Annotated in this window: 12 protein-coding genes; 5 read left to right on the top strand and 7 right to left on the bottom strand. The window is 35.6% G+C overall.

Going from position 1 to position 12,739, the window contains the following annotated elements; genetic code table 11:
• Nucleotides 1-154: 154 nt before the first annotated feature.
• The 3 genes from ACIQ2S_RS06530 to ACIQ2S_RS06520 all read left to right on the top strand — a co-directional run bounded on the left by ACIQ2S_RS06530 (nucleotide 155) and on the right by ACIQ2S_RS06520 (nucleotide 2,719).
• Nucleotides 155-502, top strand: a complete 348-nt coding sequence (locus ACIQ2S_RS06530; protein ID WP_396174142.1) for a hypothetical protein — start codon at nucleotides 155-157, stop codon at nucleotides 500-502.
• 269 nt (nucleotides 503-771) lie between these two features.
• Nucleotides 772-1,632: an alpha/beta hydrolase fold domain-containing protein gene (locus tag ACIQ2S_RS06525; RefSeq protein ID WP_396174139.1), complete on the top strand. Its 861-nt coding sequence runs from the start codon at nucleotides 772-774 to the stop codon at nucleotides 1,630-1,632.
• 460 nt (nucleotides 1,633-2,092) lie between these two features.
• Nucleotides 2,093-2,719 (top strand): hypothetical protein, encoded by a 627-nt coding sequence (locus tag ACIQ2S_RS06520; protein WP_396174137.1) that lies wholly within the window; start codon nucleotides 2,093-2,095, stop codon nucleotides 2,717-2,719.
• A gap of 169 nt (nucleotides 2,720-2,888) precedes the next feature.
• On the opposite strand, the gene ACIQ2S_RS06515 is transcribed toward ACIQ2S_RS06520, so the two are convergent.
• From ACIQ2S_RS06515 to ACIQ2S_RS06490, 6 genes are all read right to left on the bottom strand, one after another.
• Nucleotides 2,889-3,326 (bottom strand): hypothetical protein, encoded by a 438-nt coding sequence (locus ACIQ2S_RS06515; RefSeq protein WP_396174135.1) that lies wholly within the window; start codon nucleotides 3,324-3,326, stop codon nucleotides 2,889-2,891.
• Between the two features lie 63 nt (nucleotides 3,327-3,389).
• Complete coding sequence (locus ACIQ2S_RS06510; protein ID WP_396174133.1) at nucleotides 3,390-4,853, bottom strand: lipopolysaccharide biosynthesis protein; 1,464 nt, start codon at nucleotides 4,851-4,853, stop codon at nucleotides 3,390-3,392.
• 16 nt (nucleotides 4,854-4,869) lie between these two features.
• Nucleotides 4,870-6,165, bottom strand: coding sequence for a glycosyltransferase family 4 protein (locus tag ACIQ2S_RS06505; RefSeq protein ID WP_396174130.1), 1,296 nt, complete (start codon nucleotides 6,163-6,165; stop codon nucleotides 4,870-4,872).
• A 168-nt stretch (nucleotides 6,166-6,333) separates the two neighbouring features.
• Entirely contained in the window at nucleotides 6,334-6,495 is a 162-nt protein-coding gene (locus ACIQ2S_RS06500) for a hypothetical protein (protein WP_396174128.1), read from the bottom strand.
• Between the two features lie 38 nt (nucleotides 6,496-6,533).
• A complete protein-coding gene (locus ACIQ2S_RS06495) occupies nucleotides 6,534-8,987 on the bottom strand; it encodes a YfhO family protein (RefSeq protein WP_396174125.1) in 2,454 nt (817 codons plus the stop codon).
• Between the two features lie 22 nt (nucleotides 8,988-9,009).
• Nucleotides 9,010-9,267, bottom strand: coding sequence for a DUF4834 domain-containing protein (locus ACIQ2S_RS06490; protein ID WP_396174123.1), 258 nt, complete (start codon nucleotides 9,265-9,267; stop codon nucleotides 9,010-9,012).
• Nucleotides 9,268-9,387: 120 nt separating this feature from the next.
• On the opposite strand from ACIQ2S_RS06490, the gene ACIQ2S_RS06485 reads away from it, so the two are divergent.
• Complete coding sequence (locus tag ACIQ2S_RS06485; protein WP_396174121.1) at nucleotides 9,388-10,359, top strand: transporter; 972 nt, start codon at nucleotides 9,388-9,390, stop codon at nucleotides 10,357-10,359.
• Between the two features lies 1 nt (nucleotide 10,360).
• The gene (locus ACIQ2S_RS06480) at nucleotides 10,361-11,479 is read left to right on the top strand and encodes a GTP cyclohydrolase (RefSeq protein ID WP_396174118.1); all 1,119 of its coding nucleotides are present in this window, start codon (nucleotides 10,361-10,363) and stop codon (nucleotides 11,477-11,479) included.
• Nucleotides 11,480-11,596: 117 nt separating this feature from the next.
• Here ACIQ2S_RS06480 and ACIQ2S_RS06475 read toward each other — a convergent pair.
• Nucleotides 11,597-12,739, bottom strand: a 1,143-nt coding sequence (locus ACIQ2S_RS06475) for an aminotransferase class I/II-fold pyridoxal phosphate-dependent enzyme (protein WP_396174116.1), incomplete at its 5' end; no start/stop codon positions are given.

The following is a 12,739-nucleotide window of genomic DNA, read 5'->3' as shown; positions in this document are numbered from 1 at the left end:
GAAAGACTTTGGGGGTTCTGGGTTGCGATTATTTTATTTTCGACTTTAACAATTCTTGATATTTATATTTTGATAAAATATCCAAGGCTCCCCGAAGTCTCCTGACTTCGGAGTTTGTCACCTAATGAGCTATAGAGTAAATAAACATTGAAGAATGACAGAACAACTTAAAATATCAATTCGCTTTTTTGATGACCGTGAAGTACGTGCCGTTTGGGATGATGAATACTCCAAATGGTGGTTTAGTGTTTTGGATATTGTGGGCGTGCTGAACGAAGAAGCTGATTATACCAAAGTCCGCAACTATTGGAAATACCTAAAAGCCAAACTAAAAAAAGAGAATAATCAGTTGGTTAGTGTCACTACCCAACTGAAACTAATGGCGGCAGATGGTATAAAAAACAACCCCGCTCGTGCGAGCGTCTCGCTCGTACAAATAACAAAATTAAATTTTCTATCTTTGGAAAACGACTCATTGTCGAACCAAGCAATGTCATTATAATTAAAAGGCAATTAGAAATATACCCGTACAAGAATTATCTAAATGATAACCAAACTTTTTAGAGATTGCTTTGAATTAGATTGTGTTTACGAGCGAGACGCATGTATCCGCGGGTGGAGGTTATGCAATTTTCTCTAGATTTTTTTCAAAAAGTCTACCAAAGTTTACTTCCTATTTCTTACATTTACGTTTTAAAAACATGGTTTACAAATGATTGCAACCAACTTGACTTAGTTGTAACCTTATTCATAACAATTAATCTTTGCTCTATGAAGTATTTATTTTTATCACTATTCCTATTGATTTCTGGAATTATAATTGCTCAGCCGACTCCTGAAATAGTTCGCCAAATGATTTCAGAAGGCATAAAATCATTGAATATTACCCCAGAAAATATTTTTAAAATTGAAAATAAAGTAGTTAACGAAGTTCCGGTTAGAATTTACTATCCGTCTTCCGAACAACAGTTACCTATCATTTACAACGTTCATGGAGGTGCACTAGTTGCAGGAGATTTAGAAACCCATGAAAATATATCAAGGAGACTTGCGAATGCCACCAACTCTATTGTAGTTGCTCTCGACTATCGAAAAGCTCCTGAAAATCCATATCCAAAAAGTTTAGAAGATGTGGTTGCTATTTATTCTTGGATAATCAATAATCAAATAAGTATCGGAGGAAAAAAAGCACCAATTTCAATAGTATCTGATAGCGGTGGATGTTTACTAGTAGCAGCATTACAAATACAAATCAAGAATCAAAAACTTTCACAGGCAATTGATAAAGTAGTTTACATTAATCCTGCATTTGATTTAAGAGAGACTAATGACGACTTCTACAAATTAGTTATTGAATGGTATTTGTCGAGAGCGGATCCTAACAACGAGCTGGTCTCGCCAATAACTGCGAATGATTTTTCAGTTTTTTCACCTTGTTTAATTGTGGTCAATGAAAAAGATATCTTATTACCACAAGGTGTTGATTTCAGTAAAAAACTAAATTTATTAAAAATTAAAAATGAATTAGTTACCATTAAAGATGAAGATCATTTTGGCGTTTATTGGCCTGCAGCTCATCCTGTAATAAATCAAGCGTTTGATTACAGTGTTAAATTTCTAAGTGGAAAATAATTATTTTTTTCACTACATATTAAACATAATTTTATCCTTTATTTGATATAGGCTTGGCTAAATCTACTAATTCCAACGAACCATGTTAGCTGTAAATAACTATATTTTAAATATTTAAAAGTACCAAGGCTCTCCAAAGTCACCGCTCCCGCCCGAATCCTTTCGGGTGGTAAAACATTCACTTAAAAGTACTTCTCAGCTTTTTTTTATTTCATCCACCTTCATCACTATTAAATAATACCACGATTGAATTCAATATTTAAAAATTGTCCCCATTCCAAAGCCATTTTTTAATAGTTAAAAATCTATTATTCAACCAGTTAAAAATCATTAACAACTCATTCACACACGCTTTTTACTTTCTGGCACAGCAATTGAAAATAGCTAAACAAGAATCTGAAACAAACGGAAAAAGCTTCCGATTTAAATTTCAGAGGATAACTTTTAAATCGAATGTGTCATGAAAAAAATTACCCTTTTAGTAGCCGCAAACTTACTGGTTGGAAGTTTGGCTTTTGCAACAACTGACGAACGTGCAGTTGCTTTTGACAGAACACGTGGAGCCGCAGTTCATTATATGGACGCTGAACCAATCGTATTTATGGAACGAGGCATTGAGTTCTTTGTTTTCCTAAATGGAGATTTCGATTTCAATACACGTCCACAAGACAGCCATGGTGGCTATTTTTATAGAAGAGGTGCTTCTGCCCGAGGAAATTCTGCTGTAGCTGTTAACTACGGAGTCCGCATTGAACACGATAGTTTTGGTAGAGTGCGAAGAGTGGGTAACACGTTTATCAACTACGATCAATTCAACAGAGTCACACGCATTGGAAGCATTTATATGAGATACAACAATTTTGCTTTAACTCAAATTGGTGGCATGCAAATTGCTTATAACAGAAGAGGACAAATTGCTCAAATGATTGGTCAAGTAAATTACAGAAGAGGCAATGCCGGATTTACCACCACCACATATTACGGAAGTAGCGATTACGCCTATCAAAATGGAACAACTTACAACGACAATAGTTACTATTACTACCGAGCAGATGGTACAAAAGCGTTGAAAGAAGAAGATAAATAAAAATGTTAGAGTTAGTTAAGTTTGGTTGATTAAGTCCTGCGAGTTCCCCAACGAGCAGGACTTTTCTTTTATAGGTAACTGAAAAAAAATAGCAACTTTAAATTAAAAAAACCACATGAAAACATAATCACGTGGTTTTTTTAATTTACTTCAAGGGTTAATTATAGATTTACATCTTCACAGTAACCCCAATCATTGGTGAAAGTCCGGAAACATTTCCACCTGCAAATTCTACGTAAACTCCCCATTTATCATTCCAAAACCAACGACCTCCAATTTGTAAACCTAAATCAATATCACTTTCATTGTCTTTATCATTATCCCCCATGTAAACAGAATAGCCTGCATTCAAACCGCCGTAAACATCCCATGCAGGGTCAGAAAGACCAAATAAGTTATCAAAATAATAATTTCCTTTTACGCCTATATTCAACCAATCTAAATCGAGGTTGGTACCGATTCCGGGAGCTATAGTGATATCTTTATGAACGGGTATTTCATAGTTGGCTCCAAGTACTCCAAAGTTTAATTCATGACGGGCTTGACCAAAAACATTGGTGATACAAAAGAATAATCCAAATACAAAAAGTGCTGTTAGTTTTTTCATTGTGAGTTATTTTTAAATTTAAACAAATATAAACGAAATTCCTCAGAATGAAAAGTACTTCCTTCAGCTTCTAACTTTTGAATAAACGGTTTGAATAAATAAGTTGATGTCCGGTGATATCTTTAACTTATAGTTCAGAATCCAATAAAATTGAGCGATGAGTGCCGACTTTAAAATAATGTTCAAAATTGGATGCAACGGAAACGACCAGAAATAAAACAAAGCAAAAGTAAAAGCGATAATTACCAAGGAAACAACTGTTTTTCCGGTAAACGGAAATAAATTCATTTTGAAAACAACAAACATAAATTTAGCTAAACTGTACAATCCAATCGAGATTAATGTCGCAAAAGCCGCTCCTTCAATCCCATAATTTGGTATAAAATACATATTCAGCGAAACGGTAACTATGACCAGTCCCAACCCCAAAGTTAAAACCGTTCGGTAATAATTAGAATTAAAAATAATGGAATTGTTATTTCCCAGCATCAAATCAAAAAACTTGGAAATTGAAATGATAAAGACAACTGAAATTCCTCCGCTATATTTTTCGGGTAAGAGAGCATATACGTCGTGAATATTTGCCAAAATACACACCATGATAAATCCGCCCACCGCTTGAAGGGTAATGGCCGTTTTTTTATACAAATCATTTAACTCATCGTACTTATTTTTCGCCATTAAATCGGTGGTAATCGGATGCGTAATTTGATGCATCGCACGCATCGGAACGGAAATGGTCAACGCAATAAAAATGGCAACTGAATAATAGGCTGCTTCTTTTAAAGGAATGTATTGTCCAATCATGAACTTATCGATGTCCAATAACAACATGGCGACACTTGAAGAAAAAATGATAAAGGATGAATACACGATAATCTCCTTTTTTTGTTTTGGAAATTTTAAATGGAATTGCGGTTTGCGGACTTTAAATGCGACCACAGCCATTAAAAGCATCATTGTTGCATAAATAAAAACCAAACTGTAAACAAATTGAATTTTGGAAATCCAATCAAAATAGACGGCAAACAAGAATAAAGAAATACATATTCGCAGCAACACTTCCTTGATAAAATTCCCGAAAACAGATTTCAAATGGACTTTTACCCAAGCGTAAAATATTTCAAAATAGCCCATGAATAAAGCAATCAAAGGAATAATCCATGCATAATCGTAAATAATCGGATTTTCTTGCGATACTAGCGAAGCAAGCGGATTGTAAAAACCATACAACACAATAAATAGTGGAACAATTAGAACCAACGGCAACACCAAAACAAAATTCAGAAACCGTGATTTATCCTCTTCCGATGTGTGGGTTGAATAAAATTTCACCAATGTGTTTTGGATGCCAAACGCCATCAATGGCATAACAATATTGGCCGATGAAAGTAAAAATGCGGTCAGTCCGTAATAATCTTCACCTAAAAAATGGGTATACATGAACAATGCATTCACCGCACCAATCGCAAAACCAATAAAGGTCATGATCGTATTAGTTGCCGATTGTTTAAGGACGATTCCCATATTTTTGATACGTACTTTAGATTTTCTGAATAGTCTGAACCAACTTTTCAGTCAGACTCTTTCTACTGTATTGTTGTAATCCAACCGGATTGACTTTCAAATTCTTTTCCAAATATAAATGGTAATAGGATAAAAGCAATGCTTTCAAACGTTCTTGTTCTGCATATTCAAAAAATACGCCGGTGTTGGTTTCTTTTAGGATTGTTGCAAAATCGGAATCTTTCGGACCAATACCGATAATTGGTCGTTCAGAAACTAGGTATTCAAATAACTTTCCGGGAATAATGCAGCGGGTATCTAGTCGGTCAATTTCAATTAAAAGTAAGACTTGCGATTTTCGTTGCTCGGTAACCGCTTCTAAATGTGATAAATAACCCAAATTAGTTAGATGATCAATTAAGTGGAATTCTTGTAAAGAATCTAAAACTTCCTGGCTGACTTTCCCGATTAATTTTAATTGAAAATCGGCTTTAAATTGTGGGTATTCATTACATAACTCTTGTAAAACTTTCCACAATATTTTTGGATTGCGTTCCGACAACAGTGAACCAATGTGAGCCAACGTAAATTTCTCGTCCAATGGTTGTTTGTCAATTTTTTCGGTATCATAACCATTGGTGATGACTTCAATTGGTTGTAGAGTAATGGCTTGAAACTCTTTTTGAGTGGTTGGACTGGTAACCAAAATCAAATCGGCTTTCTGCAAAACTGTACGTTCCAATTGTTTGTGTTTTTGTTCCGCTTTTGGCGAAAGATTCAAATCTTTGTGGTAACCAATCGTTGTCCACGGATCACGGAAATCGGCTACCCATTTTACGCCTACTTTTTCTTGTAAGGCTAAGCCAATTAAATGTAAACTGTGAGGCGGACCTGTAGTAATTAAAACATCGATGGAATGTTCTTTCATATACGTTTCTAAGAATGCAACTGAAGGTTTCACCCACAAAACCCGTGCATCGGGAATAAATAAATTACCGCGAACCCAAAGCAGCAATCGTTCCATGAATCCTTGTTTCTTTTTATTGGGAATAATTCCGGAACTGATTTTTTGCGTATTCTTTTTAGAAAAAAAAGCAGCCAATCGGTACGGCTCTTTAATTTTTTGTTTTACAATTATAACGTCTTTAGAAACTTCCGCCACTAATTGTTCGTCAACAATCGGGTACGTTGGATTTTCGGGTATATAAACAATGGGTTGGATTCCAAAATCGGGTAAATATTTCACAAACTTCAACCATCGTTGAACACCGGGACCACCGGCTGGAGGCCAGTAATAGGTAACTATTAGTATTTTTTTTATAGTTGGTTGCAAGATTTGAAGTTTAGTTTATTGTAAATTGCCGTGAGATAAAAATTAAAAATCATGGGAGTATTAAAAAAAATGAATACATTTTTGTTTTGTCATTCCGACGCAGGAGGAATCTCATAATCTAATTCACTTGATGAGATTTCTCCTTCGTCGAAATGACAAACCACGTAATCATTTTCGTTTTTTGCGTGCATTCTTTAAAGCATACGAAACTTCTATAATGGCCATTAAGCGTTCTAATCGTTCAGCATAGGAAAGTGATTTGATTTCAGCTATTCGCTTTGCCTCCAATTCCTTAGGGTTTCCGTGATTTAAAACAGCTTTATTCATCATGTGTTAAATTCAATCAAATATACAACTAAAAAAGTATGTTATGATTTGACTTCTTTTGAACGCTTTTTAAATTCAAAATATATCCCGCCAACCAAAAGCAACAACATTCCAATGGAACTAAACAACGCAATTGAACTTCCTTTTTTCACCACTTCCGGTTCAAATTTGAATTCGATGGTATGTTTACCTGCCGGAATCTGTAAAGCTCTTAAAACATAGTTGGCACGGAACATTTCAGCTTCTTTTCCATCGATGGTCACTTTCCAACCTTTTGGATAATAAATTTCCGAGAAAACGGCCACACCATCATTTGAATTTGTCGATTTGTATATTAAATGGTTTGGCTTATACTCTATCAAATCAATTTTAGCTAGAGAATCTCTTTTTAATTCATGTAAAGTAGCAGTTCCTTTAAAAATTGTACCAAATTCTTTCAAATTAATAACAAGTTCATCTTTCGTTTTTAAACTGTCTAAAGCCTTCATTTCTTCATCGGCTGATTCTACTCTAATTATTTTCTCAACAAACCAAGCATTGCCATTTGCGTCCGGATTTTGTAACGGAATAGGTTGGCCCTCTTCGGTAGTTTGTAGGACATATTTCACATTCAACATATTCAAAACCTGAATGTTGTTTTTGGCAATTTGATAATCATACAATTGTTGGACTCTTTGCGGTTTCACGGCACTATATCCACCAATTGCTTTATGAAAATAAGAGGCACGAGCACCAGACATTCCTGATTGTGGTTCAAACACGCGGTAATGCAGGTCTTCGTCTTTCAGAATTTCTAAATCAGCCGGCGTTGCTTGAAACGGCATTTGAACTTCTCGGGCACTGACAAAGTCAGAAGCGTTCACATACTTTTTATCCACAACTACCAAATCCAGCACCATGATTGAACCAATCGCAATGATTGCAACTGTTTGAGATAACTTTTCTTTGATGTACAACCATAAAATACCGGCAACCAGCAGAATTAAAAATCCGCTACGCATTAAATCTGCTGTATACATGTCGGCACGATCTTTTTGCAAAGCTTCTACAAACCCTGGTCCTATTTCACCGTAGGCCTGACTGTAATATCCGTCGTTACCACCTGCAAAATCAAACAATCCCTTAAAACCAAAAAGAAATAAAACCAATCCTATACTTATTCCTGACGCATACAATAAGCCTTTTCTACGCTCCTCATTCTCCAATTTAAAAAAGGAATACAATCCCATTACCGCCAAAACTGGAACACATAATTCAAGAATTACTTGGATGGATGAAACGGCACGGAATTTATTGTACAACGGAATGTTATCGATGAAAAAATTGGTAAGTCCTGGAAAATTTTTACCCCAAGACAGAAAAAGCGAAATGATTGCAGCCGCTAAAAAAGCATATTTTATTTTTCGCTTTTCAGCGAACAAAGCTAAAATAAACAAGAAAAAAACAACGGCTCCAATGTAAGCGGGTGCGGCTACAATGGGTTGATCTCCCCAATAAGTGGGAGCCTCAGCTGAAAATTCTTCTGCCTCTGCTTCAGACGCACCTAAACTTAATGCATACTCATATAAATTACTTCCTTTACCTAATTTTTCCGAATTCCCACCACCAAATAACCGAGGAGCAATCAAATTCAAACTCTCCGCAATTCCGTAGCTGTACTCCGTGATATAATCATAGGACATGCCTGACTTATCGGTAACTTTTTCACCATCCGGACCAAGGGTCAGTTCGTTTTTGCCACGGGTACTAAATTCAGTATATTCGGCTGTGGCTAATAAATTGGTTGCGTTTGCTCCTACTGCTAAAATCCCTGCGAGTATAAAAATGCCAAAGGCAATTCCAATCGCTCTAAAATCTTTCGCTTTGATGTACTTGAATCCGTAATACACAGAAATCGCCAATAATAAAATGAGTAAATAATACGTCATCTGAAAGTGATTGGCTTGAATTTCTAACGCTGCAGCAACCATTGTGAGCAAACCTCCGGCAAAAAATCGCTTTTGAAACACCAACAGAACTCCTGCAACAACCAAAGGCATATAAGCAATTGCATGAGCTTTTGCATTATGGCCGACACCTAAAATAATGATTAAATAGGTAGAAAAACCAAACGCCAATGCACCAAAAAAAGCTTTGAGCGGATCGACTTTTAAAACTATTAAAAGAATATAAAATCCGAGGAAATACAAAAATAAATAATCCGCAGGACGAGGAAGAAAACGCAAGGCAGAATCCAGTGATTTAATGTAATTATTCGGGTATTTTGCACCTAATTGATACGTGGGCATGCCACCAAAAGCACTGTTGGTCCAATACGGTTCTTCGCCGGTGGTGGCTCTGAAATCATTTTGTTCTTTCGCCATTCCGGTGTATTGCACAATATCCGATTGAGAGATTTGCTTTCCTTGTAAAATCGGATAAAAATAAATAAGTGAACAAATAACAAACCCCACAAGAGCTAACAAATGAGGAACTAATTTAGTGGTATACTTCATAAAAAAAGAATCTTGGTTAGGTTTAGTCAACTTCTTCAAAATCAACATACTCGCCTACTTGCTTTTTACTTTTGGGCATTTCTTGTTTAGGAGTGGCTTGTTGCTGACTTTGTTGCTGTTGGAAATGTTCGGCTTGCTTTTGGAGATTTTCTCCGGCTTTCTGCATCATTTTACGCATCAAAAATGGTAAAAAAATGCGTGCCAATATTTTAAAGGCGTAATAAATTAAAATAACAATAAGAATGGTTCTGATAAAACCGGGTACTGATGCCGTCTGCATATTCAAATATTTTGGTAAAAATAAGAAATCCACCATTCAAAAATATAGGTTGTTTCATAAATAAATAATAAAAAAGACTATTTTTGGTTGTTACTAGCGTCCCATAAACCTACTCAACTTATGAATAACTTAAAAAAAACACTGCTACTACTGATAATCGGTTACTCTGCTGACTGTTTTCCACAGTTTACAGATGTCATCAATTCCAATAGACCCGGTGAGTCGATGACTGCCTATTCAGTAGGAAAATCGGTTTTCCAATTGGAAGCCGGAACCTATTACATCGATGAACAACACAGCCTACTCAAAAACCAAATCAAAGGTTTGGGTTTAACAATGGATTTTAGATTTGGTTACTTCCTTGAAGAATTAGAATTTATCTTAAACACGGGTTTTCAAGGTGACCAATATACGGCTCCTTTGACAGATGAAATTCGCACCGGTATCAAAGAGCTGACATTTGGAGCAAAATATTTAATTTGGGATCCTTTTAAAAATTACGAAGAAAAATTAGATATTCACAGTTGGAAAGCCAATAACAAATTTAAATGGAGACGTTTGCTGCCAGCAGTTTCGGGCTATGCAGGTGTGAATTTTAATATTGGTGATACTTACAATTACCCCAACGAACCCGTATTTGGGCCAAGAATTATGATCATCACACAACAGCAACTCAATCCATACGTGGTATTAGTTACAAATATTTTTTATAATGACTTTATTTCAGCATACAAAAACTATGGTTTTATTGCAACCTTGACCTATGGCATCAATGAACGATGGTCATGTTTTTTAGAGGATAAAGGCATCCAAGGTGATTATTATTCCGATAATATTTTTACTTGTGGTGCGGCGTATTTAATTAAGCAAAACATTCAAATTGATGCTTCTATAAGCAGAAATTTTAAGGATACGCCAGAAATTGTATATGGTGGCATTGGCTTTTCTTGGCGATTTGATAAAAACTACAAGCCTGTAAAAATTGAAGTGAAAGACGAAGAAAAAGAAAAAGAGAAAGGCAAAACTAAAGGCGATAAAAAAAGAGACAAACAAAAAGAGGAAACCAAAAAAAGATTAGAAGAAGAATTTTGACATGATTACAATTGTAGAAGCCACCACTAAAAAATTATTAAAGGACTTTGTAACGTTTCCTTTTTCTTTATATAAAAATCACTCATATTGGATTCCGCCGTTGATTAACGATGAATTGGAAACTTTTGATAAAAGTAAAAATCCGGTATTCGATAATGCAGAAGCTTATTTTTATTTAGCCTATCGCGACAATAAAATTGTGGGAAGATTAGCCGCCATCATCAATTGGGAAGAAGTAAATATATTGAAGAAAAATAAAGTCCGCTTTGGTTGGTGGGATGTGATTGACGATGTAGAAGTGACCAAAGCTCTTTTGGAAAAAGTATACGAACTAGGACAAAAAAATAATTTAGAAATGATTGAAGGTCCTGTGGGCTTTTCAAACTTAGACAAAGTGGGAATCATTGTAGAAGGCTATGACCGACCCGGAAATATGATAACTTGGTACAATTATCCGTACTACAAAGACCATTTGGAGCAATTAGGATTTGTAAAAGAAAAAGAATTTTTTGAAAGTGTCTTCTCCTTTGCAGATGTAAAAGAAGAAACATTTGCCAAAGCAGCCGAATTAATTAAAACCCGCTACCAACTCAAAACAATTACGTTTAAAAATACGAACGAAATTTTACCGTATGTAGATCGCATGTTTGAATTATTTAATACAACCTACGCTCGTTTAGCTTCGTTTGTGCCTATTTCTAAAAGACAACAAGAGTATTTTAAAAAGAAATACATTCCGTTTGTCAATCCGGAATACATTGCTTTTATTGAAGACAAAAACGGTAAAGTAATTGCGTTCAGTATTGTCATGCCTGATTTCTCGGAAGCTCTTCAAAAAGCAAAAGGTAAGTTGTTTCCCTTTGGATTTTATCATTTGTTGAAAGCTAAAAAACATAGTAAAGCAGTCTTGTTCTATTTAATCGGCATCGAAGAAGAATACCAAAACAAAGGCGTAACCGCACTCATTTTTAAACACTACTACCACGTTTTTAAAGCGAAAGGAATTCAACACTGCAACCGAACACCAGAATTAGAAGAAAATAATGCCATTCACAATTTATGGAAAAACTTTAACTCTGTTGTGGATAGAAGAAGGAGAACGTATAGTAAGAGTTTATAAAAGACAACTTCTTTTCTTATCATGCTAAACTTGTTTTAGTAGCTCCCTCGCTATTTTGTATATACAAAAAACCACTCCTTTTCAGAAGTGGTTGAATCTATATATTTTCTATTCTACTTACGATACATCCACCGTAGTAGCATCCGCAATCTTTTTATACGTACCATTCACCAATTTCTCACGAATGGCTTCAAAAGCGGTTAGTGTACGATTAATGTCTTCCATAGTATGCGACGAAGTTGGAATCATACGCAACAAAATAATTCCTTTTGGAATCACCGGATAAATAACAATCGAAAGGAAAATACCGTAGTTTTCTCTTAAATCGTTTACCATAACCATGGCTTCCGGAACGCTACCTTCTAAATAGACCGGTGTTACGCAGGTGTTGGTGTCACCAATATTAAAGTTTCTTTCTCTTAAACCAGCTTGCAACGCATTCACGTTTTCCCATAATTTATCTTTCAATTCCGGGTGGTTACGCAATAATTCCAAACGTTTCAAAGCTCCAACGGTTTGAATCATTGGTAATGCTTTGGCAAACATTTGCGAACGCAAATTGTATTTTAAATAATCAATAATGTCTTTATCTGCAGCGATGAAAGCTCCAATACTTGCCATTGATTTTGCAAACGTAGAGAAATACACATCAATTCCGTCCTGACAACCTTGCTCCTCACCTGCTCCGGCTCCTGTTTTACCAAGTGTACCAAAACCATGTGCATCATCCACCAACAAACGGAAATTGTATTTCTCTTTCATGGCAACAATTTCTTTCAATTTTCCTTGTTGCCCACGCATACCGAAAACTCCTTCGGTAATAAAAAGAATTCCTCCACCTGTTTCTTCCGCCATTTTAGTAGCACGTTGCAGGTTTTTCTCCATACTTTCCAAATCATTGTGACGATACGTAAAACGTTTACCCATGTGTAAACGAACGCCATCAATAATACAAGCATGAGCATCGACATCGTAAACGATAATATCATTTTTTGTAACCAATGCATCAATGGTCGACATGATTCCTTGGTAACCAAAGTTCAATAAATACGCTGATTCTTTCATTACAAAAGCAGCTAACTCATTTTCAAGTTGTTCATGTGCATTGGTGTGTCCGCTCATCATTCGAGCACCCATCGGATACGCCGCACCGTATTGCTTCGCAGCGTCAATATCTGCTTGACGCACTTCCGGATGATTGGCCAACCCTAAATAGTCGTTCAAACTCCAGTTTAAAATATCTTTTCCTTGAAATTGCAT

Origin of the sequence: Flavobacterium sp. (genome assembly GCF_044371705.1) — a bacterium.
In the GTDB taxonomy this organism is placed as follows: Bacteria; Bacteroidota; Bacteroidia; order Flavobacteriales; family Flavobacteriaceae; genus Flavobacterium.
The sequence above is the reverse complement of the archived record's forward strand: the minus strand, read 5'-3'. Positions and strand labels throughout refer to the sequence as shown.